This is a genomic window from Streptomyces sp. NPDC107538 (assembly GCF_055657445.1).
Map to the genome: position 1 here is coordinate 298,181 of NZ_JBVKAY010000003.1, position 26,666 is coordinate 324,846.

At 67.8% G+C, this 26,666-nt stretch carries 23 protein-coding genes and 1 pseudogene; 10 read left to right on the top strand and 14 right to left on the bottom strand.

Features of this window, described 5'->3' with window-relative positions:
• Positions 1 to 21: 21 nt before the first annotated feature.
• The 4 genes from ACZ7MG_RS11820 to ACZ7MG_RS11835 all read right to left on the bottom strand — a co-directional run bounded on the left by ACZ7MG_RS11820 (position 22) and on the right by ACZ7MG_RS11835 (position 8,172).
• Complete coding sequence (locus ACZ7MG_RS11820) at positions 22 to 2,787, bottom strand: SdrD B-like domain-containing protein (protein WP_471382317.1); 2,766 nt, start codon at positions 2,785 to 2,787, stop codon at positions 22 to 24.
• Positions 2,788 to 3,056: 269 nt separating this feature from the next.
• Positions 3,057 to 6,293, bottom strand: coding sequence for a SpoIIE family protein phosphatase (locus tag ACZ7MG_RS11825; protein WP_471382315.1), 3,237 nt, complete (start codon positions 6,291 to 6,293; stop codon positions 3,057 to 3,059).
• 463 nt (positions 6,294 to 6,756) lie between these two features.
• Positions 6,757 to 7,149, bottom strand: a complete 393-nt coding sequence (locus ACZ7MG_RS11830; protein ID WP_471382314.1) for an SCO5389 family protein — start codon at positions 7,147 to 7,149, stop codon at positions 6,757 to 6,759.
• 24 nt (positions 7,150 to 7,173) lie between these two features.
• Positions 7,174 to 8,172: an ATP-binding protein gene (locus tag ACZ7MG_RS11835; RefSeq protein ID WP_471382312.1), complete on the bottom strand. Its 999-nt coding sequence runs from the start codon at positions 8,170 to 8,172 to the stop codon at positions 7,174 to 7,176.
• Between the two features lie 498 nt (positions 8,173 to 8,670).
• Between ACZ7MG_RS11835 and ACZ7MG_RS11840 the strand changes: the two genes are divergently transcribed.
• Positions 8,671 to 9,639 carry a hypothetical protein gene (locus tag ACZ7MG_RS11840; RefSeq protein WP_471382310.1) on the top strand — a complete coding sequence of 323 codons (969 nt, stop codon included), beginning with the start codon at positions 8,671 to 8,673 and terminating at the stop codon, positions 9,637 to 9,639.
• A gap of 83 nt (positions 9,640 to 9,722) precedes the next feature.
• Here ACZ7MG_RS11840 and ACZ7MG_RS11845 read toward each other — a convergent pair whose 3' ends face one another.
• Together ACZ7MG_RS11845 and ACZ7MG_RS11850 are read right to left on the bottom strand one after the other, a co-directional pair.
• On the bottom strand, positions 9,723 to 10,124 hold the full coding sequence (locus tag ACZ7MG_RS11845; RefSeq protein WP_471382308.1) for a hypothetical protein: 402 nt from the start codon (positions 10,122 to 10,124) through the stop codon (positions 9,723 to 9,725).
• Positions 10,125 to 10,159: 35 nt separating this feature from the next.
• A complete protein-coding gene (locus ACZ7MG_RS11850) occupies positions 10,160 to 10,756 on the bottom strand; it encodes a dihydrofolate reductase family protein (protein WP_471382307.1) in 597 nt (198 codons plus the stop codon).
• 67 nt (positions 10,757 to 10,823) lie between these two features.
• Here ACZ7MG_RS11850 and ACZ7MG_RS11855 point away from each other — a divergent pair, with 67 nt between their 5' ends.
• Positions 10,824 to 11,405, top strand: a complete 582-nt coding sequence (locus tag ACZ7MG_RS11855; RefSeq protein WP_471382305.1) for a TetR/AcrR family transcriptional regulator — start codon at positions 10,824 to 10,826, stop codon at positions 11,403 to 11,405.
• A gap of 314 nt (positions 11,406 to 11,719) precedes the next feature.
• On the opposite strand, the gene ACZ7MG_RS11860 is transcribed toward ACZ7MG_RS11855, so the two are convergent.
• Complete coding sequence (locus tag ACZ7MG_RS11860; protein ID WP_471382304.1) at positions 11,720 to 12,037, bottom strand: hypothetical protein; 318 nt, start codon at positions 12,035 to 12,037, stop codon at positions 11,720 to 11,722.
• Between the two features lie 167 nt (positions 12,038 to 12,204).
• Here ACZ7MG_RS11860 and ACZ7MG_RS11865 point away from each other — a divergent pair, with 167 nt between their 5' ends.
• Positions 12,205 to 12,510, top strand: a complete 306-nt coding sequence (locus ACZ7MG_RS11865; RefSeq protein ID WP_471382302.1) for a GntR family transcriptional regulator — start codon at positions 12,205 to 12,207, stop codon at positions 12,508 to 12,510.
• A 107-nt stretch (positions 12,511 to 12,617) separates the two neighbouring features.
• Here ACZ7MG_RS11865 and ACZ7MG_RS11870 read toward each other — a convergent pair whose 3' ends face one another.
• Positions 12,618 to 12,848: a hypothetical protein gene (locus ACZ7MG_RS11870; protein WP_471382300.1), complete on the bottom strand. Its 231-nt coding sequence runs from the start codon at positions 12,846 to 12,848 to the stop codon at positions 12,618 to 12,620.
• A 117-nt stretch (positions 12,849 to 12,965) separates the two neighbouring features.
• Between ACZ7MG_RS11870 and ACZ7MG_RS11875 the strand changes: the two genes are divergently transcribed.
• On the top strand, positions 12,966 to 13,709 hold the full coding sequence (locus ACZ7MG_RS11875) for an XRE family transcriptional regulator (protein WP_471382298.1): 744 nt from the start codon (positions 12,966 to 12,968) through the stop codon (positions 13,707 to 13,709).
• Between the two features lie 2 nt (positions 13,710 to 13,711).
• Complete coding sequence (locus tag ACZ7MG_RS11880) at positions 13,712 to 14,182, top strand: NUDIX domain-containing protein (protein WP_471382296.1); 471 nt, start codon at positions 13,712 to 13,714, stop codon at positions 14,180 to 14,182.
• Positions 14,183 to 15,493: 1,311 nt separating this feature from the next.
• On the opposite strand, the gene ACZ7MG_RS11885 is transcribed toward ACZ7MG_RS11880, so the two are convergent.
• Positions 15,494 to 15,787, bottom strand: a complete 294-nt coding sequence (locus ACZ7MG_RS11885) for a hypothetical protein (protein ID WP_471382294.1) — start codon at positions 15,785 to 15,787, stop codon at positions 15,494 to 15,496.
• Positions 15,788 to 16,898: 1,111 nt separating this feature from the next.
• Here ACZ7MG_RS11885 and ACZ7MG_RS11890 point away from each other — a divergent pair.
• Positions 16,899 to 19,247 (top strand): ATP-binding protein, encoded by a 2,349-nt coding sequence (locus ACZ7MG_RS11890; RefSeq protein ID WP_471382292.1) that lies wholly within the window; start codon positions 16,899 to 16,901, stop codon positions 19,245 to 19,247.
• A 177-nt stretch (positions 19,248 to 19,424) separates the two neighbouring features.
• Positions 19,425 to 19,619: pseudogene (locus ACZ7MG_RS11895) on the top strand (Scr1 family TA system antitoxin-like transcriptional regulator); the annotation flags it as partial.
• 68 nt (positions 19,620 to 19,687) lie between these two features.
• Here the strand turns inward: ACZ7MG_RS11895 and ACZ7MG_RS11900 are convergent.
• The gene (locus ACZ7MG_RS11900; RefSeq protein WP_471383006.1) at positions 19,688 to 20,200 is read right to left on the bottom strand and encodes a hypothetical protein; all 513 of its coding nucleotides are present in this window, start codon (positions 20,198 to 20,200) and stop codon (positions 19,688 to 19,690) included.
• Positions 20,201 to 20,232: 32 nt separating this feature from the next.
• Here ACZ7MG_RS11900 and ACZ7MG_RS11905 point away from each other — a divergent pair, with 32 nt between their 5' ends.
• A complete protein-coding gene (locus ACZ7MG_RS11905; RefSeq protein WP_471382291.1) occupies positions 20,233 to 20,670 on the top strand; it encodes a hypothetical protein in 438 nt (145 codons plus the stop codon).
• On the opposite strand, the gene ACZ7MG_RS11910 is transcribed toward ACZ7MG_RS11905, so the two are convergent.
• Positions 20,652 to 21,134, bottom strand: coding sequence for a DUF6174 domain-containing protein (locus ACZ7MG_RS11910; RefSeq protein ID WP_471382290.1), 483 nt, complete (start codon positions 21,132 to 21,134; stop codon positions 20,652 to 20,654). The genes ACZ7MG_RS11905 and ACZ7MG_RS11910 overlap by 19 nt on opposite strands.
• Positions 21,135 to 21,249: 115 nt before the next feature.
• On the opposite strand from ACZ7MG_RS11910, the gene ACZ7MG_RS11915 reads away from it, so the two are divergent.
• Positions 21,250 to 21,621 carry a hypothetical protein gene (locus ACZ7MG_RS11915; protein WP_471382956.1) on the top strand — a complete coding sequence of 124 codons (372 nt, stop codon included), beginning with the start codon at positions 21,250 to 21,252 and terminating at the stop codon, positions 21,619 to 21,621.
• Between the two features lie 311 nt (positions 21,622 to 21,932).
• On the opposite strand, the gene ACZ7MG_RS11920 is transcribed toward ACZ7MG_RS11915, so the two are convergent.
• Complete coding sequence (locus ACZ7MG_RS11920; protein WP_471382288.1) at positions 21,933 to 22,544, bottom strand: hypothetical protein; 612 nt, start codon at positions 22,542 to 22,544, stop codon at positions 21,933 to 21,935.
• Between the two features lie 165 nt (positions 22,545 to 22,709).
• On the opposite strand from ACZ7MG_RS11920, the gene ACZ7MG_RS11925 reads away from it, so the two are divergent.
• Entirely contained in the window at positions 22,710 to 23,123 is a 414-nt protein-coding gene (locus ACZ7MG_RS11925) for a cupin domain-containing protein (RefSeq protein WP_471382286.1), read from the top strand.
• 54 nt (positions 23,124 to 23,177) lie between these two features.
• Here the strand turns inward: ACZ7MG_RS11925 and ACZ7MG_RS11930 are convergent, their stop codons facing one another.
• Together ACZ7MG_RS11930 and ACZ7MG_RS11935 are read right to left on the bottom strand one after the other, a co-directional pair.
• The gene (locus tag ACZ7MG_RS11930) at positions 23,178 to 24,566 is read right to left on the bottom strand and encodes a glycoside hydrolase family 43 protein (RefSeq protein ID WP_471382954.1); all 1,389 of its coding nucleotides are present in this window, start codon (positions 24,564 to 24,566) and stop codon (positions 23,178 to 23,180) included.
• Positions 24,567 to 24,571: 5 nt separating this feature from the next.
• A complete protein-coding gene (locus ACZ7MG_RS11935) occupies positions 24,572 to 26,572 on the bottom strand; it encodes an RICIN domain-containing protein (protein ID WP_471382284.1) in 2,001 nt (666 codons plus the stop codon).
• Positions 26,573 to 26,666: the final 94 nt, after the last annotated feature.

The window sequence follows — 26,666 nt, forward strand, 5'->3', positions numbered from 1 at the left end:
TGGGCCGAACGGGAACCGGCGTCAGCACTTCTTGCCCTTGCACGGCTCGCCGCGCACGTTGAAGAGCTTGACGGTCAGTCCGCCGCCGGCCGAGGCGTTCCTCGGGGTGAGGACGTACGGGCCGGTGACCGGCTGCTTCGGCTTGAGATAGCCCTCGGGGACATCGGTCTCCACCAGGTGGTACGTGCCGGGCAGGAGCGAGCCGAAGGAGCAGCGGCCGGTGTGGGAGGTGGCGCAGTCGTTGACGAAGCGGTCCTTGTTCAGGCCGTACCGCTGCAGTCCGCGCACCCCGTTGGTGTCCTGCCACAGCTCGAACACCGCGCCCGCCAGCGGCTTGCCGCTCTTCTTGTCCTGCTTCACGAGCGTCAGCCGTACCGACTTGGTGAGGCCGGCGTCGACCGTGTGGTTCACATGGCCGGGGTCGCCGACCCGGACCGTGGTCCGGCCGTACCCGTCGACGTCGGAGTCGATCGCGCGGTTCGAACCGGCGTTCTTCACCGTCCACTTGAGGGAGGCGCGGCTCGGCCGGCCCGGCAGCGCGTTGGTGTCGACCCCGCTGTAGTCGAAGGAGACCCGGTAGGTGGTGTTCGGCTTCAGGCCCTGGGCGCTGCCGAGGTAGTACTCACCGTTGGCGTCGGTGGACGTGGTCAGACCGCGGTCCGACAGGGACGACGTCGTGTCGAGCGTGACCTTCACGCCCTTGACCGGCGGTTCGGACGGGTCCTGGACTCCGTTGCCGTTGATGTCGTACCAGACGCGGTTGCCGATCTGGACGGGCGCCCGGTCGCAGACCAGCTCCAGGTCGGCGAGGCCGTTGCCCTTGCCGAAGAGCAGGGCGCGGCCCGCGGCCTTGTCGCTCCAGGTCCGCTGGATCGTGAGGTTGCCCTCCGTACGGCCCTTGTCGGCGTTCCAGCGGCGTACGCCCTGCTCCCAGGGGTGCTCGTCGAACGGGTCGTAGACCGTGCTCCACAGCTTGTTCCGGTACGGCAGGAGGGCTGTACCGCCCTGGGTGACCTGGTCCTCGTGGGCGCTCGCGAGCCTGGTCGAGTCGGCGTAGAACTCGCCGTGGCCCGGGCCCTCGTCGTTGTTCGGCAGCGCGCCGTAGAGCGCGTCGCAGCGGGCGTTGTTCTCCAGCGTGTACGTCGTCTTCGAGGTGCACACCCGCAGCACGTCACCGGCGGCGATGGCCCTGACCAGGGTGTGCTTGCGGGCGTTGAAGGGGTACGTCGCCGTGCCCTGCATGTCGGCGAAGCGGTCGCGGAAGCCGAGGATCAGGTCGCCGTTGTCGGCGATCTCGATGTTGGACAGGATCGGCTGCGGCGCGGAGACGAACGACAGCGGGCCGGGCTCGGGGACCCGCTGGTTCCACGCCTCCCACATCGCGCTCAGCGGCCGGCCGACGGCGGAGGGCTTGGCGCAGCCGCGGGTGCCCGCGGCGGGGCCTGTACGCGGTGCGGGGACCGTGCTCGTGTGCGGCGCGGGGGCCGTGTGGGACCCGGTGCCCGGCCCCGTCTGCGATCCGTTGTGTGACCCGTTGTGTGACCCGGTGTGGGCCGCGTCGGTCCGGTAGGCGCAGCCGCGCGGGTAGTTCATCGCCGTGTGGAACAGCGGGCGGAACGACCCCTTGGCGAACTCGTAGACATGCGAGGTGACCTGCGACGGGTCGCCCCACGGCACCTTCCTGGTGACCGTGTTCTCCGCGCCGCACACCCCGCCGACGAGCACGCGCCCGCCGCGCACCCCGATGCCGTACGGGTGCCAGTGGCCCGCGCACTCCTCGGGCCTGGGGATGACGTGCGACCGGTAGCGGCCCGGGTAGACCCCGTCGCCGTTGCCCTGGATCGGTACGGCGTACAGCCGGGAGTCGTTGAGGCTGACCGCGTAGAGGGTCCGGCCGTCACCGGAGACGTCGACGTCGCCGATGCCCTCCCGGCCGACCCGGCTGTAGACCGGGTTGTCGCGGAGCCAGTCGTCGGCTTCGTCGTGCTCGGTCAGCAGTCCCGGCAGGGTGACGAAGGTGGTGACCCCGGAGGCGCTGTTGCGGCGGTAGATGGTGTTGGTCGCGCCCGCGGGGCCGTACGCCGCGTGCCGCTTGACCAGGGTGCCCATGTACGTGTTGCCGGTCCGGTCGTTGCCGATGCCGAACACGGCCCCCTGCTGCGTGTTGTTGGTCAGTTGCTCGACCGTGCCGCCGGGGTGGGTGGCGGAGAAGTTCCCCGAGAACCGCACCAGGCCCTTGTGGGTGTCGGGTGCGTCGCCCTTGGTGAGATTGCAGGTCACCAGGTCGGGGTTCTCCTGGCAGTAGACCCCGGGCTCCCAGAAACCGGTGGTGTACGTGGTGCTCCGGCCCCCGGCGACGTCCACGAAGCCGACGCCGCTGCGCATGACGGAGGGGCCGTCGCCGAGACCCGCGAGCGCGGGCTGCAGGGTGCGGGGGTCGGGGTTGTGGACCTGGACGCGGTACTTGCCGCCGCGCAGCGGGGTGGCCGACGGCTGGAACCAGGCGATGCCGTACGCGTTGGTCGTCCGGGTCACCACGGCCCCGCGGTCGTCGGTGAGCGTGACCCGCACATCCTGCCAGCCCTTCTCCAGACCGTGGTCGTACGTCCCGTCGGCGTCCACCTCGTTGACGACGCGTACGGTCACGTTGCCGTCACCGGGTGCCTTGCCGTCCACCGTGCTCCTGGCGCCGGGGGCGGCGGGGACCGCCTCGCCGGCCAGCCCGACCACCAACGCCGCCGAGACGGCCAGGGCCAGACCCACACCCCCCGGAGTTCTTCGCTTCACGCCACGTCCCTCTTCTCCTGATGTCCGAAGCCGACCCCTGCATTCATATGAAGTGGCAACCGTCAGTAATCAGGCTGAACGGGGCATGGGAGGGCCGGAGAGGGTGGCGTGATGCCGGAAATGTGGAGATTCGGGGGAGGTGGGGGAGTGGGAGAGGACGGCCGGTGACGGCGAGTTCATCCGGTCGGGCCAAGGAGGGCGTCCCCGCATGGCGTACCGCGGCGATCGGGGGTAGGCCGGCGGTGATCGGGGGTGGGCCGGGCCGAGGGTCACGTCGGCGACTGCTCGTCCAGTGACTGTTCCGCCCAGATCACCTTGCCCTCGGGGAGGAAGCGGGTGCCCCAGCGTTGGGTGAACTGGGAGATGAGGAAGAGGCCGCGGCCGCCCTCGTCGGTGGTGCGGGGGTGGCGGAGGTGGGGCGCGGTGGCGCCGCCGTCGAACACCTCGCAGATGAGGGTGCGTTCGAGGACGAGCCGCAGCCGGATGGGCCCGGCGGCGTGCCGGATCGCGTTGGTGACCAGCTCGCTGACGACCAGCTCGGTGGTGAACGCCAGCTCGTCCAGCCCCCACAGCCCGAGCTGCCGCGCGGTGGTCTTGCGGGCCTCCGCCACCAGCGCCGGGTCGGCCGGCAGCTCCCAGGACGCGACCCGGTGCGCGGGCAGCCGCCGGGTGCGGGCCAGGAGGAGGGCGACGTCGTCGGTGGGGCGGGCCGGGGCGAGGGAGTCGAGGACGCGCTGGGCGTGCCGTTCGAGGGAGGGCTCGGGCCGGGCGAGGGCACGGCACAGCGCGTCCCGGGAGGCCCCGGCGAGCAGCCCGTCCGTGTGCAGGGCGACGACCGTGCCCTCGGCGAGGTCCAACTCCAGTGCCTCGAAGGGCTGTTGGTCGACGCCGAGCGCGGGCCCCCCGGGCAGCTCGGGGAAGCTGACCGTGCCGTCCGGGGCGACCAGGGCCGGGGCGAACGGCCCGGCCGCGGCCATGGCGCACCTGCCCGACACCGGGTCGTGGACGACGTAGAGACAGCGCGCCCCGACCGTCTGGCCGCTGCCCCCGCCCGGCTCGGCGCCCTCCTGCCGCGCCGACTTGGCGACCATGTCGTCGAGGTGGGCGAGCAGTTCGTCCGGCGGCAGATCGAGGTCGGCGAGCGTCCGTACGGCCGTCCGCAGCCGCCCCATCGCGGCGGCGCCGTCGATGCCGTGGCCCGCGACCTCGCCGACGACGAGGGCGACGCGGGCGCCGGAGAGCGGGATGACGTCGTACCAGTCGCCGCCGAGGCCGGTCAGTTCGTCGGCGGGCCGGTAGCGGACGGCGACCTCGGCCGCGTCCTGCTCGGGCAGCCGGCGCGGCAGGAGGCTGCGCTGCAGGACGAGGGCGGCGTCGCGCTCGCGCGTGTACCGGCGCGCGTTGTCGACGCAGACGGCGGCCCGGCTCACCAACTCCTCGGCGAGACCGAGGTCGACCGCGTCGAAGGGGTCGAGACGGTCGCGCCGGAAGAACGTGGTGATGCCGAGCGTGATCCCCCGCGCCCGCACCGGCACGATCATCACACTGTGCAGTCCGAGTGCCTCCACGGGCACGGCCCGGCCGCCGCCCGGGATCGCCGCGGCCCACTCCGCCGACAGCGGGTCGAGCCGTGGCTCCGACCACGACCGGCCGTCGACCAGGGCCCGTACCGGGGGCGATCCGGCGGCGTACGCGGCGAGCGCGCCGACCTCCAGGACCGCCTCGGGCACCCCGGCGTGCACGGACTGCTGCGCGATCCGCCGCAGCGGCACGGAACCGTCGTCGAGGGGGCCCGGTTCGGCACCGCGCAGGACGGAGTCCAGCAGGTCCACGGTCACGAAGTCGGCGAGCGCCGGTACGACGACGTCCGCCAGCTCCTGCGCGGTCCGCCGTACGTCGAGGGTGCGGCCGATCTGCTCACCGGCCCGGTCCAGCAGGGCGAGGCGGGTGCGGGCGCGGTGCCGCTCCGACACGTCGATCACGGTGTAGTAGACGCCGATGGGGCGCCCGAGGTCGTCCTCAAGCCGGGTGAACGACATCGCGTGCGCGGTCTCGCGGTACGGCGCGGACCGGACCCGGCCCACGTGCTCGTAGTCCAGCACGGGGACGCCCGTCTCCAGGACCCGCCGCATCTGCGCCTCGATGCGCTCGGCGTCCAGCCCCGGCTGCACCTCCGCCAGCCGCAGCCCCACCCGCTCGTACGCCTGCCCACCCCCGAACCGCTCCAACGCCGCGTTCGACCACACGAACCGCAGCTCCGTATCCACTATCGCGATCCCCACCGGCGACCACGTCGTCATCCGCTCCAACACATTCCGACTCATGTCCCACCCGGGCGCCTCGGTGGCATCGGAGACGAGCGCGATCCAGTGGGTGGTGGGGGTGTGGGGGGAGAGGGGCAGAGGTTGGGCCGGGGAGGGAGCGGCGTGGGCCGGGGCAGAGGGGCGCGGGTGGGCGGAGAAGGGTAGGCGCGCGGACGGGGATTGGGGCGAGGACGAGGGCGGGGAGTCGGGGGTGGGGGTGGCCTGCCGGACCGACGGGCGGCCGGGGTGTTGGGCAGCAGGCCAGGAACCACGCTCCCGGGCCGGGGCCCGCCCGGTCGGGTCCGCCGGCGTCCGACGGGGTGCCTGGGCCGCCGGGTCCGCGGGCTGGGGCGGCGAGGAGTGGGGTGCCGGGGATTGTGGGGCCGCAGTCCCCAGCGCCGCCGACTGCGCGGACGCCGTCCGTGGCGGCGCGGGCTTGGGCTGCGGCGCCCCCCTCCGAGGCGGGCTCCCGATGTCCCCGGCGCCCGACCGGGTCACGGCCTCCCGGGCCGCAGCCGGGTCCGGGGCCGACGAGGGTGGTGTGGCGTCCCCAGGCACGTCGGGGTACCCCGGGCGCGGCGCGGGCCAGACGGCACCGGCCGACGGCGTCGTGGTGTCGCCGGGAACGGCCGGGGGAGCCGCGCGGGTGGATCCGGCGGAACCGGCGGGGCCGCCCACTCCGGTCATGGGCGCCGACCCGGCCGAAGGGCCTGAACCCGCCGAGGGCGCCGATCCGGCCGTGGGCGTCGGCCCCGTCGTGGGCCCCGGTCCGGCCGTGGGCGTCGGCGGCGTCGAACGAGCCGACCCGGCGGTCTCGCCCCAAGGGGTCGCCCCGGTCGAGGGAGCCGACTCGGCCGCGGGTACCGACCCCGTTCCGGCCGGAGGCGTCGGTGTCTCTCGCATGGGGACGACGCGGACCATGACGCGCAGGCGGTGGCCGTCGCGGTGGCGGGCGGTGAGGAGGCCGGACCAGCCGCCGAGGGCGCGGTGGGTTTCGGCCAGGCGGCCGATGCGCTCGCCGTCCTCGTCGACCAGGAGCGTACGGACGCTGCGGCCCAGGATCTCGGCCGCCGGATACCCGAAGAGCCGCTCGGCGTCCCGGGTCCAACTCGTCACGAACCCGTCCGCGTCGATCAGCAACGGCGCGGCGTCGGCCACGTCGAAGCGCTGACGGGAAACGGCACTGTCCCTGTCGGTCCCCACGGCGACCCTCTCTGTCGCTGAGACGCCCTCAGACCCCATTATTCACCTTGTGTGATCGCAGGCAGCCCCACTAGTGACGGCGCACATCACACGGCCGCACGCCGTGGCGCACGGACCGGCACGCACCCGGCCCCCACCAGCCACCCGACCGCGCCGCACACGAGCCCGCGGGCGCCGGACCCGATCGGGCGCGATCGGTCCGGATCGGGACGAAGCCGCCCGCACGAACAGCCCGAAGCCGCACACACGGACGCCCCCACCCCCGCCCACCCATGCAGCCGTACGCCGGTAATGCGCCCCCGTACGCCCCCCAAGCTCCGGCGTGTCCCATCGACCGCCCCCCTCCGCGGGAGGGGTGCGGAGGGGGCGGCCGATGGCCGAAACGGACGGGTCGGCGGCAGAGGCGCAGGCGCAGACGAGGGCGGGGACGGGGACAGGGACGGGGACGGGGGCGGCGGGGGCCTCAGCAGTCCCGGAACTCCGGCGACTGGTTGAGGATCTGCGACCGCAGCGACGTGAACCGGGCATACGTCTCACCGCCGCGCGCCTCCACCGGGAAGACCGCCACCCGGTGGCAGTTCTGGAAGGCGAGCGCCACCCCGAAGTGCCGCTCCAGACTCCCCCGGATCGCGTCGCTGGACAGCGCCCGCAGCAGCTGCCCGCGCTCCCGCTCCGACGGCGGCGGGGTCTGGTTGTCGGCGAACTCGCGGGTGCCCGCGCGCAGTTGACCCACCAGGGAGGCGATCAGGCCGTACGCGTACGGCAGCGACGTACGCACCGTTTCCACGAACTCCTCCTCCCGCACCTCACCCTTCTCGGCATCGGCGAGCAACTGCGGAGAGACGTCGAGCGACATGGCTGGGTCCTGTTCCTGTGCTGATCAGAAGGAGACTATGGAGGGGATGGACGAGGGGGCGCTGGTGGTCTCGGCGGCGAGCGCCTCCGGACCGTGCCGGAACCCGGGATCCACCTGGGCGGCCAGATCGTGCCCGGTGGCGTCGTTGGCCCAGGCGGCGGCGTTGCGGAGATGGAACTCGACGGCATGGCGCTGGAAGGCGCCCCAGTCCTTCGTACGGGCGTCGACCGCGTCCTTCAGCTGCGCCAGCGCATGCAGATTGTGCCCCTCCAACTCCCCGCGCTCACGCCCCTGTTCCTGCGCGCGGACGTACGACGACTGCACGCAGTACGCCAACAGGTCGTCCCCGACGTGCTCCTTGAGGAAGAGCAGGTCGTCCTCGCCGGTGACCTTGTTGCCGACGACGGCGACCGGGACCCCGAACTCGGCCGCGTGCTCCTGGTACTGCCGGTACACCGACACGCTCTTCCGCGTCGGCTCGACCACCAGGAAGGTCATGTCGAACCGGGTGAACAGCCCGGAGGCGAAGGCGTCCGCGCCGGCGGTCATGTCGACGACGACGTACTCACCGGGCCCGTCGACGAGATGGTTGAGATACAGCTCCACCGCGCCGAGCTTGGAGTGGTAGCAGGCCACCCCGAGATCGCTCTCGTCGAAGGCGCCGGTGACCATGAGCGGCACCCCGTCGACCCGCCGGACGTGCCGCCCGTGGATCTCGTCGTCGCCGAGGAGCCGCAGCAGCCGAGAACCCCGCCCCGGCGGAGTCGTCTTGACCATGGCCGCCCGCGAGACGATCCGCGGATTGGTCCCCCGGAGAAGGTCCTTGATCTCACCGGTACGCGCACTCAGCGGCGGCGCATCGAAGGTCTCGTCCTCGTCCAGGCCGAGCGCGTGCGCCAGATGCTGGTTGATGTCCCCGTCGATCGCCACGAGCGGCGCGCCCGAGCGGGCGAGATGCCGGGCGAAGAGGGCCGAGAGCGTCGTCTTGCCGCTGCCGCCCTTGCCTACGAACGCCACACGCACGGACCGTCACCCCGCTCGCTCTCGGCGGCACCCTTGACGCCGATAATGAAAATGGATGTCATGAACGTAGAGTCGGGAGCGGGGGATGTGATTGTCAAATCCGTCCCATATCAACTCACCTTGCCGCCAGGGCGAGTTGGCGAACCCTTTGCGGTCCGACGCCCTGGCCTTGGGGTGCCCATGAGGCCCTCATGGACGTCCGGAGTCACTGATTCCCTTTGTGCCCCATATGTGCCGCAGGTGTGGCGCGCGCATGGAGGGGAGGGGCCCGAGGGACCGTCGAGGGCCTGGATCCGACCGGCGTTTCCCGAGGTTGACAGCCCCTACCCCTTGGTAAACGATGTGCACACCCTGTGGCTCAAGTGACCCCTGAGCCCGGTGTTTTCTTCGACCACTCACACCCCCGGCGCGGCCTCCGGCGGCTTCGCGCTGCCGTGCTGCCGCCGCGCCCGGGGTTCTCGTACGTTGCGACGTTCCGAGTTCGAGAATGGGATCTGCATGTCCATAGCGAGACGTGTCATCGTCGGCCGCCTGGTGGGGACGGGCATCGCCGCCCTCGCGCTGAGCGCGGCGGTCTCCGGTCCGGCCTTCGCCCACGACACACCCGGCGGCGACGGCTGGGGCAAGAAGAGCTACGCCCCCGGCCAGGGCGCGGGCACGCCCACCGAGACCGACCGCTGCGAGTTCTCGCTGGACGGCGTGAAGTTCGCCGACTGGGTCAAGCTCGACGACCAGAACCTCAAGCCCACCGACGACGGCAAGGTCCACATCAAGGTCCGCGCCGCCGCCGACGCCACGACCTGCACGGTCTCCCTCGCGTCCTACCTCGCCCACGGACCGACCTTCGGCACCTCCGGCGAGCAGGTCTTCGTCGACTTCGACACGGTCACGGTCAAGAAGGGCGCGACGGACTCCCTCGACATCTCCGTCCCGGACGCGGGCTGCTACGCGCAGATCGACCTCTACCGGGGCGCCGTGAAGTTCGACGGCAAGCTCGACGCGAACGACGGCTTCGAGCACGGCGACGTCCCCAAGGGCCCCGACCGCCCTGTCATCAAGGACAAGCTGATCGCGGCCTGGAACGGCGGCACGAAGGACTGCACGTCCGAGGAGCAGCCGCCGGCCGAGGAGAACCCCCCGGCGGAAGAGCAGCCCCCGGCCGACGACCAGCCGCCGGCCGAGGAGAACCCCCCGGCGGACGAGCAGCCGCCCGCCGACGAGAACCCCCCGGCGGACGCCACCCCGCCGGCCGGCGACACCCCGAAGACCGACTCCTCCCCCTCCCCGTCCCCCTCCGACTCCACCCCGGTCGCCCCTTCCCCCAACGGCGGTGAGCCCGGCGACCTCGCCGAGACCGGCGGCGGCAACGCCATCCCGATCGCCCTCGGCGCGGCGGGCCTCGTCGCCGCGGGCGGCGTCATCTTCGCCGTCACCCGCCGCAAGGGCGCGGGCCGCGCGGCGTCGTGACGCGGCGCGAAAGCGCGTGAACCTCTGCGGCGCCCGACCTCTCCCGAGGTCCGGGCGCCGCAGTAGTGCGCCCCGGTGAGGTGTCAGCGCCCGTCGCCGGGGCCACCGCCGGCTTCGCGAAACCGGCCGAGGAGGGCCTGACCCTCCTCGCCCCCCGCGTCGAAGAACTGCGTGGCCAGCCCAGCCGGCACCGCCTCCCCCTGCATCCGCACCTCGTCGCAGGAAAAGCAGAACGCCGCCTCGAACAACACGAGGCCGAGGTCATCGCCGTACGCCCGGATCCCCCACCCGGGCGAGAACCCACACCGATGCCGCACACTCCCGGGCAGGTTCTGGACCAGCGCCAGTACGCCCTCGACCTCGTCCCCCGCCCAGTGGCCGACCACCTCGCCGGGATACGGGCCGCCCCTCCTCCCCGGCAGCCCGGAGATCCGTACGACTTCGATCAGCGCGGTGACGGCGACGGCCGGTGCGGGGAGCTGCATGCCCGCAGTCTGCCCGGCGGATGCGAGGTGACGACTCAGCGGCGGGTGAGGCGGGTGAGGGTGACCCCGTTGGGGAAGGCGGTGCGTTCGGCGACGTCGAAGACGGTGGGGTCGAAGGCGCCGTCGACCACCGGGATTCCGGTACCGGCGACGACCGGATAGGTCTTGATCAGCAGCTCGTCGATCTCGGGCAGCAGGGCGCCCGCGAGCCGGCCGCCCCCGCAGAGCCAGATGTCCAGGCCGTTGGCGCTCGCCTCGCTCTTGAGCTCGCGGACGAGGGCGAGCGGGTCGCCCGGCACGACGGTGACGGCCGGGTCGGTGTCCGGCTTGAGCGTGCTGGACACCACGTACTGGCGCAGGTGCGTGTACGGGCTGGTGATCCCGTTGTCGAGGGCGGGCCGATAGGTACCGAGGCCCATGACGACGGTGTCGAAACGCCGGTTGGGCGCGTCGGCGACACCGACGGCCGTGCGGTAGGCGGTCGGGACGGTCTCCGGGTACAGCGCGTTCGTCCAGGTCGCGTAGGCGGCGGCCTGCTGCTCGTCGCCCTGCGGAAAGAAGTCGAACTCGCCGCCGGGACCGGCGATACGGCCGTCGAGCGAGACGCCGACGTAGTACACGAGCTTTCGCATGGTGCTCCCCCACGTAGTACTCTAGCTGAAGTGGTTTGAACGTAGTACTACGCCTGGAGTGGTGTCAATGGTGAGACGGAACGACCAGCGGCGTGCGGCCCTGGTCGACGCGGCGATCGAGGTGCTGGCCCGAGAAGGCGCACGCGGCCTGACGTTCCGGGCCGTGGACGCCGAGGCGGCCGTTCCCGCCGGCACGGCGTCCAACTACTTCGCCAGCCGCGACGACCTCTTCACCCAGGCCGGCGCCCGGGTCTACGAGCGACTCCAGCCCGACGAGGCCACGATCGCCCGCCATCGGGCGGCCGACCGCGACCGGGAGACCTACGCCGAACTGATGCGCGAACTAGTCGGCCGCGTCGCCTCCTTCCGCACCGGCTACCTCGCCCTGCTGGAACTCCGCCTCGAAGCCACCCGGCGCCCCGAACTGCGCAAGGTCCTCACGGAACGCGTCCGGGCCGACGTGGCCGCCAACGTCGCCTATCACGAGGCCTCCGGCCTCCCCGGCGACGCCACGGCCGTCAAACTGCTCATGCTCACCCTGAACTGGCTCATCGTCGAACAGCTCACCCTCCCGGACGTCTTCACGGAGGCGGAGCGCGAACAACTGGTGACGGCCGCGGTGGAACGCATCGTGACGGTGGCGGACTAGACGACCTTGCGGCTACGTGTCGCCACGCCCCCATCCGGACCGCGTCCGCAACCGCTGGCCCCGACTCTCGGCCACCCGAAGCGCGTCCCCGAGGGCCTCGCTCAACCGCGCCGCGAGAAACCGGATTTCACCGCCCGAGGGTCCGTCCGCCAACATCTCGCGGGCATGGGAGAGCAACTCCTTCCCCATCTCCAACTGGATGACCTCAGTGTCATCGGCCAGCCGCGAAACGGGCCCACCCGCACTGTCGGAGACCAGGTAGCAGGCTTTCCCTCCGTCCCCGACCCAGGGCAACAACCGCACCTCCTCCGCCATTACGCGACCTCCACCCCATGAATCCAACACGGCCCAGGCATGTCCAGGCCCATCCCCGCCATGGCCAACTCCCGCCGCCGCATCCGCTGTTCGTGGGCGGCGAGGTAGGGGCGTACGGCGACGGTTTGGGCGCCGTCGAAGCGCTCGTCGAGCCCGTACGGGGATCGGTGCGCGGGGAGAGGGGGCGAGGGCGGTGCGGCCCACTCGGTCGACTCCGGTACGACGACGAGACGATCACAACCGGCTCGCCGTCTCCCGGTACCGGGAATGAACAGAAGCCGCACCCGTGCCGTGATACGGCCGATAAAGTCATGCATTGTCAGCGCTCCTTGGGCAGCGTCGGCCACGCTCCGGGAGGTCTCGACCACCTCGCCGGGGCTCTCACTTTCTCCGACTCGAAGGTACGCAGGGATGCAGCCCTCTGTATACAAGTGGAGAGGGATCCACCCGAATGGGTACGGCAGCGACTCTCTACGTTGGACATATGAGCGATACAGAGGAGTCTGAGCAGAAGCCCCTGGACCCCATGAGCGCGCGACCGCTCTACGTCCAGCTGGCCGACATCGTCGAGCGCAAGATCGCGTCGGGAGAACTCGCCCCCGATCGACCCATCCCCTCCGAGAACCACCTCGCCGACGAATACGGCGTCGCCCGCCTCACCGCCCGCCGCGCCACCCAGGAACTCCGCGAACGCGGCCTCGTGGTGACCGTGCGCGGGAAGGGCTCCTTCGTCGTCGAACAGCCGCCCACGCCGCCGTCTGCGGAAGGCGACGACAGCGTCGACGAGTGAGCGTTCTCCGGGAGCGGTACGCCTGATGTTCGACCGTTTACGAGGAAACTTGGCGGGACTTGGTCTCGTGCCTCAGCCGAGTGCCTCGCATCGGCAGATGGCGCGAATCACAGCCCATACCGGCTGTTGCCGTTCTTGATGGCGAGGCGTGCGCTCAGTTCCTCCCGCGCACTCGGTGCCGTCACGTTCTTCGGCAGGGCATCCCACTCCGTGCCCCCACCGACCGGCCGTATCTGCACCCGGCCGCCGACCTCACCCATGACGATGCCGATGCGGTCCCTGGCACTGTCCTTGGCCAGTTCACCGATGCCCGGTCTGGCCTGCTGGTTGCTCGCCATGCACTGAGCATCCCGCCGCTCATCAGGACGTGGGAACCACCGCCAAACCCCACTTCGGGACGTCCCGCGTCGGGTAGAACGTCCCTAGTGCCGTCCTCGCGGGTAGGGGAGATTGGGATGCCGAACGAGAGGCTACGTGCTGCTATGGCGGCCGGCGGTTGGACGTACAGCGCCCTCGCGGACAAGGCCGAAGTCGATCCCAAGTCCGTCGAACGATGGGTCAACCTGGGCCGTACCCCGCGTCGTGCCACGGCCATGCTGGCAGCGGAAACGCTGGGAGAGGACGTGCACGCGCTATGGCCCGCGCTCCGGCAGGCCCGCCCCGCCCGCGCCATCAGCCCGGAACTCGTGGCTCTCTACGACCAGCGGGCGGACATCCCCGTCTCCACCTTCGTGGACATGTTGACCCAGGCTCGCGAGCAGATCGACGTGCTGGTGTACGCCGCCGTCTTCTTGCACGAGGCGTACCCGCGACTCAACGACCTGCTGCGAGAGCGAGCTGCCGACGGTTGCGCGGTCCGTATCGCGATCGGTGACCCAGACAGCGCGAATGTCCAACAGCGCGGCACGGAAGAGAAGTTCGGTCACGGCATCGAGTCCCGCTGCCGACTCGCCCTCATGCACTACCGCCCCCTGGCCGGGGTACCTGGCATCGAGGTACGGACTCACGCCACCACGCTCTACAACTCCATCTACCGAGCCGATGATCATGCACTGGTCAACGCCCACGTCTGGGGCGTGAACGCCTACGCTGCCCCTGTCTGGCACCTACGCCGAACTGAGGCAGGCGGCATGTTCGACACGTACGCTGACAGCTTCGCCGCGGTGTGGGCGACCGCGACACCGGTCCGAGAAGGGTGACCATGGCACGGACCGAGTACTACGACGATCCAGACGCCCCCAAGCCCAACAGCTTGGTCGTCGCCGCATCCGCGGTGGTCACCGACGACGAAGGACGCATCCTCCTCCAGCGCCGACGGGACAACGACCTCTGGGCACTCCCTGGCGGCGGCATGGAGATGACCGACTCACTCCCCGGAACAGCCATCCGCGAGGTCAAGGAAGAAACGGGTCTGGACGTAGAAATCACCGGACTCGTAGGCACGTACACCGACCCGCGCCACGTGATCGCCTACTCGGACGGCGAGGTCCGCAGACAGTTCAACATCTGCTTCACCGCCGGTGTGATCGGCGGCCGCCTGACGATCTCGGACGAGTCCACGGAGCTGGCCTTCGTCCAGCCGGAAGAGATCGCTCAACTACCGATGCACCACACACAGCGCCTCCGAATCCGCCACTTCCTGGAGCACCGTGATCACCCCTACCTCGGCTGACCTCTCCAGGCGGCTGTGACGGTGCCCCTGATCGCGACGACGGTACGCATAGGCGTTGATCACGACCATCACCGATCAGCCTGAGGAAGGCAGAGTTCCCTCAAAGCAGGCTTTCCAACTGTGGTGGTGGGGTGTTGGATTGGGTGCCGGGGCGTTCACCTGCGTTCATCAAGGGCTGCCCGTCGGCGCCTGGGCGGCTGTGGGTCCGGGGTGAACGGCCGTGAACCGCGCTGAATGAGACGGAGACTGAGACGACGGGCGGCCCTTCCAGCATGCAGTACTCGGCCGCCGACCAGGATGGCAGTCACCACCTGGTCTGGTCGGCTCACTCCAGGGGGGAGAAGCCGTTGAGCAATGACCCCCATCACCAGCCGAGTTGCACTGCCAGATGACTGCATACGCGGCGCTGCTCCTGCTATAAACGCGATTCATGATGACCACCGCTGCACCGAGTGAGACCTTCTGGACTGCACTGGGCTCTGTTGCGGCCGCTCTGGGAGTGCTGGCCACGCTTTACGTAGGCTGGCTCGCATGGCGAACTGCAGTGCCTAGGCGTAGGGTGCGGTGGGAGGCCGAAGTGAAGCCTCTTCTGCACGGCGTTGGCCACGGTGCGCTAGCGGTCAGTCACGGTGGAACTACCCTGAGTCGTCCGCACGTACTAGAACTGAAGCTGACGAACGCTGGCAACCGCGATCTTGAAGCTCCCCACTTTGGCGGCCAGCCCATCGAGTTCACATCCAGTGCCACGTTCGTCGACGTGCTCGCTCAGTCATCCTCCCCTTCGTCGCAACGCGTCGTCCCTGCAACAGCCAGCGGAACAAAGCTCATCCTTACTCCCGGGACGTTGCACAGACGCCAAACAGTCACGTACACGGCTCTCGTTGATGGCGCCGATCCGACCATTGTTGCTGTGGCATCTCTAAGCAACGGCGACTTTCAGCAGCGTCATGCTGCAGGCGCAGATCAATCCGAGCGCCGAAGGCAGGTTGCAGTGGCGGTCTTGGGATTGCTGACCTCAGTAGTCACCGTTGTAGTGCAAGTACTCACAGACCGCTGACCATACGACAACAACGCTCCCCCTGCGCAGGAGCGCCTGGCTCACCAGCACTCCATTGATCTTCCGGTGTACTGACAGGTCGGGTCGTTGGGGTGACCTCGCTGCGCACGGTGGACCGAGCCAGCTCAGTCCACGAATAGTCCAGCACCGTGGCAAGGCTCACGGCCGGGCGGGTTCCACAGAACCCGGCGTCTGCCGGTGTGGCTCGCCGCTCTCGGCGGTGGTCGTGCACGCGGAGGCAGCGAACTACCCCATCATTCCGGGGCTTCTATCCAGTCGAGGCACTTGCCGTGTATGTCACGCAAGGTGCAGAGCCGCATTCTCGCCAGAATCGGGTCGTCACGGTCCACGAAACGTTTGATGATCCGACCATCCTCGATGCGGGAGACCCCGACCTGCCGGTCGTAATCGATCCCCATCTCGTTCTCAAGCGCCAGGTTCGCGATGGCATACCTGAGTTTGGCTTCTGGGTACCGTTCCGAGACCGCCTTCACCTCGTCGAAGAATGCGGCGTCATCCTTGTGCTGGACTCGGTCGTTTGTGGTCATGCGTAGCTCCTGACATCGTCCTGAGCTGAAGAGGCGTCCTCTTTCCATGCTGCCGCAAGGGTCTCTGCCTTGCCATTCGCCCGCTGCCGGCCAGGACAGAAACGGGCTCGCCCGTGGCGCACCTAAGGCCGGTGACCTGGGGCTTCGATGCCTGGCGAGATGGCCAGCAACTCGACCTTCAGACACCCTCGTTGACCGTGGCTGACCGCTGCATCTGGCACGACAGTTGGCACGAAGCTGAGCCGACGACAGTCAGCCACGACGGCGGGCGCGTCGGCCGACCAGGCGCGCGTGTGCCTCGCCGTACCCCCACCGGCCTCCGCCACGCTGCCGCTGCCGTCGACCAGAGCAAGCGGAGACGGCCGTCCCGTAACGACGGTGTCTGAGCCCTCAGCTTGGGAAGCTGTGGGCATTTGCGGCTGGTTCGGGGGCTGACCTGGGCGAACGGTGGTGTTGCGGACTCATGTGGCGCTAATGCCTCTACCGTGGTTCCCCGCTCGATCTGGTGCGCTTGTGGTGCGGGTTCTGGTCCCCCTGTGCCCCGGCCTGTTGCTACCTACTGTAACCATGTGCACCACACCGTTCTGAGGGTTTCGCTCCATCGAGCTGGGTGTTCTGGGACCATGACATTTCCGTCTTCGACAGGAGGAAGCACATGGATCCGATCTCGGCGGGGCTCCTCGTAGCAATCGCGACTGGGGCCGCAGGAGAGGCAGGGAGGCAACTTTGGGCAGGATTGACCGGGCTAGTGCGGAGCAGGCCCGGAGACGCGACAGCTCAACCGGACGCCATATCCTCAAATCATGGAGAATCTGAGCTCGCCCTCTTTACGGAATCGCCAAATGATTTGGACCGGGCGCAAACCCTCAGCGAAGCCCTGACACGACGAGCTGAACGCGACGAGTCTTTCCGTGCTGGCTTGCTGCAATGGCATCAACAAGCCCAAGCCTTGCGCACGGGCGACGGAGAAACAAACAACACCATCAGCGGCGGATCCCAGAATGGCCCGGTCTTGCAGGGGCGCGATTTCTCTGGAATCAACTTCAATGGGCCAAGTCAAAACTAGCGGGCGGTAACGGGTCGTCAAGGAGTGGGTACAGGGGATTCCGGCATGACCTCTAATGAAATCCGTGATGGGCTATTTTTCCATGCGGTGATTCAAGGTCGAGACATCACTCTACAATTGCCCAGGGCGATTCAGCCAGCTCTTGCTGGCCTGCCTGGTAGATCCCCTGTATTTACTGGCAGGGACGAGCATGTCGATGCCCTATTGGGCGAGATTGAACCCGCTAGTGAATGCGCTACAAGAAGCGTGGTTCATCTAGTGTCTGGATTGGGAGGTGTCGGCAAGACAGAGCTTATTAGCCAAGTCGCATATCAGGTTCTACGCAGAGGCTGCTTTCCTGGCGGTGTTCTATTCATAGACCTGTTTGGATATGACGAACAGCGTCGCCTTTCCCAGGAGCAAGCACTGGTTAGCCTCCTGCAGGCTATAGGTGTACCTGAAGAAGTTATTCCAGGAGATCTCCAGAACAGAATTAGACTCTACCGGTCAATTCTGGCGGCCTACGCTGAAGCAGCATGTCCTATACTCGTCTTGATTGACAATGCTTCCTCCGTTGATCAGGTTAGCCCCTTGCTTCCTTCAGATAGTGTCAATGTAACCCTTGTTACATCCCGCCACACGCTAAATATCGGCGCTCGCATACACGAACTGCAAGAGCTCGACTCTGACTCCTCTGTCGATTTGCTGCGGAATGCATTGGGGGTCGCGCGGGGCGTAGAGGACACGAGGATTGATCGGGAGATACAGAGCGCGCACGAGTTGTCGCGGCTATGCGGATATTTGCCGCTTGCCTTGCAAATATGCGCGGCCATACTCGCAGACTCTCCCATGCGTCCAATCATCTCTCTCGTGGACTCTTTAAAGAGCGCCCACAGTCGAATAGACGCTTTGCATCGAGAAGAAAAGGCCGTCCGAGCCGCCTTCGACTTGTCGTATGCGCTCCTGACCGAACCCGAAAAGCGAGCACTCGGGTTCATTTCTTTTAGCCCGGGCGTTGATATATCAACGGCGGCAGCCGCCCGTTTGACAGACACATCAGAGCGTGAGGTGGAGGAGATTCTACTGGGCCTTAGTCGGGCCCACTTGGTTGTGCAGGGGCCTACTTGGGGCCGCTGGCGGCTACACGATCTTGTCAGGCTCTATGCCCTCGAAGAGGGGGAAGAAATTCCAGGACAAGAGGACGCCGTTTTGCGCCTTTTCGATTTTTACCTGAAATGTTCACGAGAGGCCACCGGCGTACTTGGAGGCGCAGTGAAAGGAGGCGGAGGCTTATTCGCATCTCGTGAAGATGCTCTTGAGTGGTTTGACTCAGAGTATCGAAACTTGATTGCCACCGTGCGCGTGAGCGCCAATCAGCCTGGACTATTTTGGTACGCTGCCGAGATTCCGCATAGGCTTGCAAGGTACTTGGATATTCGACGTTTGTTTAATGATTGGAAAGACGCCATGGAGGCGTCACTCACCATCCTCAGAGGTATCGGAAATTTAGATTTTGAGGCTAATGCCCTAAATAGCCTTGGAATGGCGTGTCGAGAACTTCATCAGATTCCCTCCGCTATCTCATATCATCGTGAGGCTGTGAGTATCGCGCGAGAAATGGGAGACAGGGATAGGCTGGCCCGGTACCTTGACAATATGGGCAATGCGCTTTTCCAGGGCCGCGATTTTCAGGGCGCCTTGGATGCTCACTCGGAGGCGGCGGCGCTATTTGCTGAGCGGCGAGACAGTCTAGGTTTTGCCAGAGCTTCGGATAATTCCGCTAGTGCACTTCGCGAGTTGGGAAATGCAGAGGAAGCAATTCAGTTGCACCGGGAATCTGTTCGTCTTTTCAGGGAATTCGACGCAACCGAGAGTGAAGCTCGCGCCCTTTCGCATATGGGCAGTACACTCCTGGAAATGGGGCGCTTTGGCGAGGCTGTGGCAGCTCAAAAGAGGGCTTCCGGGCTTTTGAGAGAGCTCAATTTGCTAGGCGTAGCGGGACATACTCTGATTAATCTGTCAAACGCTCTTCGAGCCAACGGTGATTTGGGCGAAGCTCTCGATGCAATCAACGATTCTCTGGCTATCCATGAATCTGTCGATGATGCCGTCGGTACGGCTCGGGCACTCAACCAGCGCGGCCTGCTCTATACGGATCTTGGAGACTTTGAACGAGCCGCTGCTGACTTTCGCGAGTCCTTGGATGTCCTATCCGCCTTTGGTTCTATGATTGACGCTGGCTACGCCTATGCTAATCTCGGCAGGCTTTACGGAATTCATGAGCGCCCTGTGGAGGCGATTGATAGTCTAGAGAAGGCGTCCGTCGTATTTTCCCAATGTCAAGCGGAAGGTGATCTCCTTACCGTTAAGCGGCTGATTTCCGTGTTGTCATTCGCAGTGCCTGATCCTAATTAGAGGGTCGACCGCCCCAGCCACGATGTACCCCGTTTCTAACGGCAAGCGGCTGATTGCTGTGCGCGCGGCACGGGCGCCGGCCGGGCTGGAGCGGGGCGGAGACTGGAGTGCAGGCCCGGCCGGGGGCCGGGTCGCGCGCGCGGGGAGCGGAGCGAGCCGCCTTGAACCAGTAGAGAAAGTGCGCCGAACTCGGCACCTGAGGCTGTTGGTAAGGCTGTTGCTGCCCGTGTCGAGCGGCAGAGCGTGTTGTACGAGCCGGGGCGGGAGTCGGCGTTCGTGTTGACGGAAGCCGTGTTGCGGACCTGGCCGGGGACCCCGGCGCTCATGCTCGCCCAGCTCGACCGGCTCCTGGCCGTGGAGAGCCTGAGCACGGGTCTGCCTCGGGGGCGTCGGGTGGCTGTGGGTCATGCTTGAGCGAGCAGGGCGGCCGGGTAGCGTCGCTACGGCGAGGCATCCGGGCGCCTGCGCCCGGAGAGTCGGCGCCAAGCCACCAAGAGATTGATCACGAGTAGCGCCGCTCCCGCCAGGGGCCAACCCACAGATCCACCGTCGCGGTAGGTCTGGATGCCCACTGCCAGCATTAGGACGCCGATCACCGGACCCATCAGGTCCATGATGAAGTCCAGGCGATCTGCGATCTTCGACAGGTTGACCACGGCTTGATCGTGACAGGTCAACGCCGCATTTGCACAGAACCCACCGCTGACCGCTGTCAACCACAGCTGCGACGGACAGATGTCCCAGCTGATGGTTGACAGCGGCCGTGATTGGCGCTGATGGAGTTGTCGGTTGTCGAGCAGAGATACCGGGCTGTGTTTGCGGTGCCGACGGGTGCGGCGGTGGCGGAGGTTGCCGCCCGGCTGGGTATTTCGCAGCAGACGGCGGGCAGGTGTTGCCGTGGCGTCCGGATTGAGTGTTCCGCCGTCGTTGTGCGTATCTCTTGTCGAGTGCACTCGGTACGGAGAACGCGGACGGAGATCAGGGCATGGTGAGGAAGCTGTCGCGTGGCGTCGCGCTGGTCGTGAGCCTGGCTGTCCTGCCCCTGATGGCGGCGTGCAGTGGGGGCGGTGAGGACGCCAAGGCATCGGGCAAGGCGAGTGATGAGTCCAGCCCCGTCTCCGCTGTCGTCGCGCCGGCCAAGGTCGAGGTGATCGCCGAACTCACCGGGTGCGAGGTGAAGATTCGGACCGAGGCGGAGGAGTTGCGCGAGGGGGTGTGTCAGACCGGGGACGGGGATTACCTCATCACGACCTTCCCCAAGGACGAGTTGAAGGAAGTCTGGCTGGAGTCCGCCTCCATGTATGGCGGCAAGTATCTGGTCGGGCCGCGCTGGGCCGTCTCCGCCAAGCCGGACGTGCTGAAGAAGCTGAAGGTCAAGGTGGGCGGGACGATCCGGGATCTGAGTCAGCCGAGTTCCTCGTAGTCGCTGAGGGCGTACGCCTCCTCGTCGTCGATCGCGTTCTGCTCCCAGTCGATGGAGATGTGGGTCGGGCGGCCGTCGTTCGCGTACTCGACATCCACCACATCCGCGCCCTCCTTCTGGGCCGACTCCGCCTGCTTCAACAGCTCCGCGATCGTGGGGACTTCGGTCGAGCCCCGCTCCACCGCCCGGCGTCCGCTCTCGTCGAGCCCGGTTGCCTTCACGACCTTTCCGTCCCGGACCGTCACCTCGAAGGTGCCGATCAGGGAGCGCTCACCTTCGCTTGAGTTGAGGGCGTAGGTGTAGGCGGAGGGTTCTTGCCAGGCGGGGGACGGGTTCGTGGCCGTTGCCGCCGACTCCTCCCCGCATCCGGCGAGCGCCCACATCAACGTCCCGGTGATCGTGGTTGCGGCGGCGCCCAGAGCGCGGTGACGGTGACGGAGTCGTACGGTCGCGGTTGTCGGCATGGTGGTGGCCCCCTTCCGGGATGGTCTCCCTGAGACGCCGGGCGGGCCGGGAACGTTCGGGGAGCACGGCACGGGGGATTGTGGGCAGGATGGCCTCATGACGAAGACGAAGGCGATGACGAAGCCGTCCTTACTGTCCGTGCGTCGTGCCTCTTCCTGCGGTTCCTCCGATTCCTCCGGTTCGGCGCTGTCGTTGTGGTCGCAGGACTCCGTGTTGTCGATCGGGTCGGTCGGTTCGGTGCTGTCCATCGGGTCCGTGGGGTCCGCCCTGTCGATTGGGTCGATCGGGAGTGCCCTGTCGGTGGGATCGATCGGCTCGTCCCTGTCCCTGATCTCGACCGGGTCCTGGCTGAGTACGGGGTCCCTGTTCTCCGCCCAGTCACGGTGGTCCGTGCTGTCATGGCGTTCCAACGGCGGCTTCCTGGCCGCAGGAGCGGTGGTGGCCGGAGGTGCTCTGCTGCTGGCTCGGCAGCGGCACACGGTCTAGGCCTGGCCCGGCGGATGGTATCGCCAGAGGTGGTATCGCTGGAGATAGTATCTCTGGCGATACCATCTTGTTCGAATCTGTTCGAATGAATCGAGTGCGTCTCAGGCAACGCACGAGCCCCGCTTCGCGTGACGCGAAGCGGGGCTCGTGTTTGTTGGAGCGCCGGGCAGGCCTTGCACCTGCATTTCCCCGCAGGAAGCGGGGCGTCTTTCCTTGGACCACCAACGCATTGAGGGCTTCCGGGGGTTTGATTCTCCGGTGAGCGGCTCGTGATCAACTATAGCGGATCTTCAGGGGTGTTGCATCCAGGCTCAGAGCAAGTGGGCCTGGGGTGCGTACTCGACGCGGAGGTACTTCGCGTTTCGGGCGCCCAGGGCCTCGCGGAGGATGGGTTCGGCGGTGGCGGGGTCGTCGACGCCGATGTGGAGGAAGCCGGTGCCGTCCAGGCCGGCCTCGCGCATGTCGAAGGTGCCGTCCCAGCGGTGCATGTCCTCGCTGATGAGGTCGAGGAGGGTGTTGAGGTCCTTCTCGTTGATGTCGCGGTCGTGGAGGCGTACGGTCACGCCCTTCTCGGCGGACTCGCAGACGGTCTTGTCGAAGGGGGCGGAGGGGATGCGGTAGACGTCGAGGGTGGCCGTCTCGTCGTCCAGGACCATGCCCGTGTAGATGGTGGCGTAACGGCCGGTGGCCAGGCTGTCCGCGTAGGCGAGGGTGCGGTCGAGTGGGGTCTCCTCCGGGAAGCCGTCCCGGGCGGTTCCGGCGAGGCTGCCCTGCGGCTGGGTGCCGTGGCAGGTCCTCGACGGGGTCGAGACGGCCTCCACGGTCTGGGCGTCCGCCGCCGATCCCTGCACGCCGACGAGTGTGAGCAGGGCTCCCACCGCCGCCGATGCCGTACCGGCCCTGGCTCGCGTTCGGCTCTTCATGCGCTCCTCCGGTTCTCCTCCGGTCGTCTCGGCACGTCTGTTCCCGTTCGCCGTGCGATCGGTACTGAGACGTGGGAGGGCGCCGAAAGGTTCGGCTGTCACAGAAGGGGCGACCGCTCTGTCTTCCCTGCGGACAGTTCCTGTTCGGACAAGTGGGAGAAACACATGAACGCTCAGCACGCACACCTGCCGCCCGGCATCGAGGTGATCACGACCCTGCCGGAGGCCTCCGCGCTGATTCCCGCCGACTCCGAGGCCAGGTGTGTTCGGGTCACGCTGCCGCCGGGGGACCCGGGCGCGCCGCCCCACCGGCACCCCGGGCCGCTCTTCGGGTACGTGACCGAGGGCGAGATCCTGTTCGAGCTGGAGGGGCAGCTGCCGCGGGTGCTCAAGGCCGGGGACGCCGTGTTCGAGCCCGGGGGTGACGTCGTCCACTACCAGGGCGCCAACAATCTCGCGGACGCGCGGTCGGAGCTGGTGGTGACCATGTTCGCGCCGCCCGGTACCCCGCTGCTGACCGTGCTCAGCGCGGAGGAGATCGCCGAGCGGCGCCACCTGCGGGCCGTTCCGCAGGCATGACATGGGCATGGGTCGGGGCCCCGAGCAACGGGGCCCCGACCTTAGTAGCGAGCCTCAGTACCCCACCCGGAACGTCGCGTCCGCCCGCTCCGTCGCCGTCGAGATCGGGTCGATCCGCAGCGCGAACCCGCTGTGGCGGATGTAGCGGGTCGGGTTGTTGTACGAGCGGAAGGACGACCACGTGGAGTCGGCGAGACCGGCGACCCGGGTGAACGTGGCGTCGGCGGCGTACGTCGACGTGCCGTCGTTCTCGTCCAGGCGGAGCGCGTAGTTGTAGTGGCGGAGGTAGCGGGTCGGGTAGTTCACCGACTGGAAGGACACCGCCGAGGAGTCCGCGAGGCCCGGGACCAGCTTCCACTGGGAGTCGGGGTACGGGTCGAAGGGGTACTCGTCGATCCGGCCGACGTAACCGCTGTGGCGGACGTAACGGGCCGGGTAGTTGTACGACTTGAGGCGGTTCCAGGCCGGCGCGCCCCACTTGGCCAGCAGGTTGCTGTACTCGGTCGACGTGATCGGGTGGATGCCGCAGTGCTTGGAGTTGAGCGGCTGGGTGTAGAGCTTCTGGTCGAGGGCGGTCCAGGTGCCGGCGGCCAGGTCGCTGGACTGCCAGACGTAGAAGACGCCGTTCGGGGTGTAGGTGTCTCCCCAGAGGTACCAGGAGCTGGACGTCAGGGACTTCACCACCGTCGGCGCCTCCGTGCCTCCGTGCGACGCCGCCGTGCTGAACGGGGTGAAGCTGCCGGGGTTGAGGGTCGTCGAGCGGGCGCCCACCAGGGTCTGGTTGACCTTGTAGTAGAGGTAGTTGAACCCGTTGACGCCGATGGTGAGGTTGCCGTCGATGATGTCGTAGCCGGGGTCGAAGAAGACCTGGGGGTTGGACGACGTCACGAAGTCGGTGGTGTAGCTGACCATGATGACGTTGTGGCCGCTGCTGTTCACCGAGGAGTAGAGGATGCCGTACTGGCCGCGCGAGGCGTCCCAGTAGGCCTCCGGCGCCCAGCTGTGGGTGCTGGTCATGTCGTGCAGCTTCAGCCGCCGGTAGCCGGTGAAGGTCCGCAGGTCGGTGGAGTCCCAGACGTGGATGTACGTGCTGTTGTACGTCCAGTCGGTGCCCTTGAGGTCCGTCGCCAGGACGACGAACGTGCCGTCCTGCTTGCGCATCAGGAACGGGTCGCGGAGGCCGCCGGCGCCCTGGGTCGGGGTGACCAGGGGGGCGTTCTGGTTCAGCGGGGTCCAGTTGAGGCCGTCCTGGCTGATGGCCAGGTGGAGGCCGTAGTTCGCCTCCAGCATGGTGTTCGACTCGGTGAAGTAGACCATCGCGTACGCCGAGTCGGCGGCGTGGGCGGTGCCGGCGCCCAGGGTGAGCACGCCGGTCGCGGCCAGCGGTACGGTCGCGGCCGTGCCGAGGAACATGCGGCGGGAGAGGCCGGGTCTGCTGGTCATGTCGCTCACGTCAGGCTCCACTTCTGGTTGTTCTGGCCGTTGCAGGACCACAGGACGAGCTTGGTGCCGTTGGCGGTGGCGGCGCCGTAAGCGTCCAGGCAGAGACCGGAGTTGACGTTGACGATCGTGCCGTCGCTGTTCACGTTCCACTGCTGGTTGGTGCCGCCGTGGCAGTCCCAGATGACGACGCGGGTGCCGTTGGAGGTGCCGCGGTCCCAGGCGTCCAGGCACTTGTTGCCGTAGACGACGAGTTCCTTGCGGGCGGTGGCCGTCCAGGACTGGTTCTGGCCGCCGGAGCAGTCCCACAGCTGGGCGTCGGTGCCGTTGGTGATGGTGTTGTCGTTGATGTCGGCGCAGCGGCCGGAGCCCGTGCCGGTGATCAGTGTGCCGTTGGTGCCGGGGAGGGGGCGTACGACGATGCCTTCGAGGGTGGGGGCGCCGGTGAACGCGATCGTGTTGGCGCTGCCCTTGGTCAGGGACACGGCCACGGAGATGTTGCCGGGGGAGGAGCCGGTCGGCGGGAAGGAGACCTTCGTCGAGGTCTGGCCGTTGACGGTGAGGGTGCCGACGCGGGCCGTGGAGGTGTTGTTGGTGTAGGAGACGTCGACCGTCTTCAGGCCGGTGCTGCCGGCGACGACGCCGGAGAAGCTCGCGGTGCCGTTGTAGGTGCTCGCCGTCTGCTCGGTGCCGCCCTTGACGGTGAGCATGACCGAGGTGCCCGCCGGGACGCTGGTGGTGTAACTCGTGCCGGGTGTACCGACGTTCGTGCGGGTCCAGAGGTCCCGGACCGTCGCCGCCGCGTTCGTCAGGCCGAGGTCGGACCAGCGGACCGTCATGTTCTGCGTGGTGGAGCTGCGGTTGAGCAGGACGACCGCGCGGTTGCCGCTGCCGGAGAGGACCTTGCCGTACACCTGGAGGCCGGTGGCGTCCTCGGCGACCTTGACGCCCTGGAGGCCGCGCGGGTCCTGGTCGACGGCGATGACCTCGGGGTTCTTGAGGATGTTCGCCGTGTCCGTGGTCATGGTGGTGAGGTCGTTGCCGGCGAGCAGCGGGGCGCCGGAGATCGCCCACAGGTTCATGTGGGTGCGGTCCTGGGCGGCGGTGAGACCCATGCCGACCATCAGCATGTCGGGGTCGTTGACGTAGCCGGTGTGCTGGGCCGTGGGGTGCAGGTTCCGGTCGTGGGCCGTCAGTACGTTGCCGTACGTGAAGGTCTGGCCGTGGTAGAAGATGTCCGTGTTCGTCCGCCACATCGGGCCCATGCCCGGTGCCCAGTTCCAGGGGTTGGAGTAGCCCCAGTTGCACAGGGAGAGGGCGAGGGGGCGGCCGGTGGTGGCGCTCGCGGTGGCCACGGCGTCGCTGACCGCCTGGTAGGTCGTCTTCGGGTCGAGGCCCTCGGCGTCGCCGCCGCACCAGTCGACCTTCACGAAGTCGAAGCCCCACTTCGAGAACTGGGTCATGTCCTGGACGTAGTGGCCCTCACTGCCACTGCCGGGCGCGGCGGGGCGGCCGGTGGGGAAGTAGTAGCCGCAGCCGTCCTTGCCGGCGTCGGTGTAGATGCCCGCCTTCAGGCCCTTGCTGTGGATGTAGTCGGCGATGGCCTTCATGCCGCCGGGCCACTCGGCCTCGTCGATGGTGATGTTGCCCGCGCTGTCGCGGGTGCCCTGCCACCAGCCCTCGTCGATGTTGATGTACTCGTAGCCGGCCTCGGGCAGCCCGGCCGCGACGAACGCGTCCACCTGCTTCTTGATGACGTTGTAGTCGACCTTCGCGGCGAACGCGTTCCAGGAGGCCCAGCCCATCGGGGCCTCGGGGACGAGTATTTGACGGTCCGTCACGGCCACCGGCGCGGCGTCGATCTCGGTGGCGGGTGCGGCCGGCCCGGTGGTCGGCTGGGCGAACAGCAGCGCGGCCGTCGCGGTCGTCGCGAGGGCGAGGGCGCGTACGGCGGCGGATCTGCAACGACTCCTGAGAGTGCGGGAGTTGGCGCGGGGAGGGGGGTACATGCGGCTCCTACGATGGATATCTGGGGGATCCGGGAATCCGGGGATCCGGAGATCTGAAGACCGGTGTCGATATCTCGAACAAGGATCGGCTCGC

Excerpts from the sequence above, each read along its gene's own strand:
- ACZ7MG_RS11890 (WP_471382292.1), top strand. The coding sequence starts at position 16,899 with ATGACCTCTAATGAAATCCGTGATGGGCTATTTTTCCATGCGGTGATT.
- ACZ7MG_RS11880 (WP_471382296.1), top strand. The coding sequence starts at position 13,712 with ATGGCACGGACCGAGTACTACGACGATCCAGACGCCCCCAAGCCCAAC.
- ACZ7MG_RS11885 (WP_471382294.1), bottom strand. The coding sequence starts at position 15,787 with ATGACCACAAACGACCGAGTCCAGCACAAGGATGACGCCGCATTCTTC.
- ACZ7MG_RS11865 (WP_471382302.1), top strand. The coding sequence starts at position 12,205 with ATGAGCGATACAGAGGAGTCTGAGCAGAAGCCCCTGGACCCCATGAGC.
- ACZ7MG_RS11830 (WP_471382314.1), bottom strand. The coding sequence starts at position 7,149 with ATGTCGCTCGACGTCTCTCCGCAGTTGCTCGCCGATGCCGAGAAGGGT.
- ACZ7MG_RS11870 (WP_471382300.1), bottom strand. The coding sequence starts at position 12,848 with ATGGCGAGCAACCAGCAGGCCAGACCGGGCATCGGTGAACTGGCCAAG.
- ACZ7MG_RS11920 (WP_471382288.1), bottom strand. The coding sequence starts at position 22,544 with ATGAAGAGCCGAACGCGAGCCAGGGCCGGTACGGCATCGGCGGCGGTG.
- ACZ7MG_RS11925 (WP_471382286.1), top strand. The coding sequence starts at position 22,710 with ATGAACGCTCAGCACGCACACCTGCCGCCCGGCATCGAGGTGATCACG.
- ACZ7MG_RS11910 (WP_471382290.1), bottom strand. The coding sequence starts at position 21,134 with ATGCCGACAACCGCGACCGTACGACTCCGTCACCGTCACCGCGCTCTG.
- ACZ7MG_RS11905 (WP_471382291.1), top strand. The coding sequence starts at position 20,233 with ATGGTGAGGAAGCTGTCGCGTGGCGTCGCGCTGGTCGTGAGCCTGGCT.
- ACZ7MG_RS11930 (WP_471382954.1), bottom strand. The coding sequence starts at position 24,566 with ATGACCAGCAGACCCGGCCTCTCCCGCCGCATGTTCCTCGGCACGGCC.
- ACZ7MG_RS11845 (WP_471382308.1), bottom strand. The coding sequence starts at position 10,124 with ATGCAGCTCCCCGCACCGGCCGTCGCCGTCACCGCGCTGATCGAAGTC.
- ACZ7MG_RS11935 (WP_471382284.1), bottom strand. The coding sequence starts at position 26,572 with ATGTACCCCCCTCCCCGCGCCAACTCCCGCACTCTCAGGAGTCGTTGC.
- ACZ7MG_RS11860 (WP_471382304.1), bottom strand. The coding sequence starts at position 12,037 with ATGCATGACTTTATCGGCCGTATCACGGCACGGGTGCGGCTTCTGTTC.
- ACZ7MG_RS11875 (WP_471382298.1), top strand. The coding sequence starts at position 12,966 with ATGCCGAACGAGAGGCTACGTGCTGCTATGGCGGCCGGCGGTTGGACG.
- ACZ7MG_RS11840 (WP_471382310.1), top strand. The coding sequence starts at position 8,671 with ATGTCCATAGCGAGACGTGTCATCGTCGGCCGCCTGGTGGGGACGGGC.
- ACZ7MG_RS11850 (WP_471382307.1), bottom strand. The coding sequence starts at position 10,756 with ATGCGAAAGCTCGTGTACTACGTCGGCGTCTCGCTCGACGGCCGTATC.
- ACZ7MG_RS11855 (WP_471382305.1), top strand. The coding sequence starts at position 10,824 with ATGGTGAGACGGAACGACCAGCGGCGTGCGGCCCTGGTCGACGCGGCG.
- ACZ7MG_RS11915 (WP_471382956.1), top strand. The coding sequence starts at position 21,250 with ATGACGAAGCCGTCCTTACTGTCCGTGCGTCGTGCCTCTTCCTGCGGT.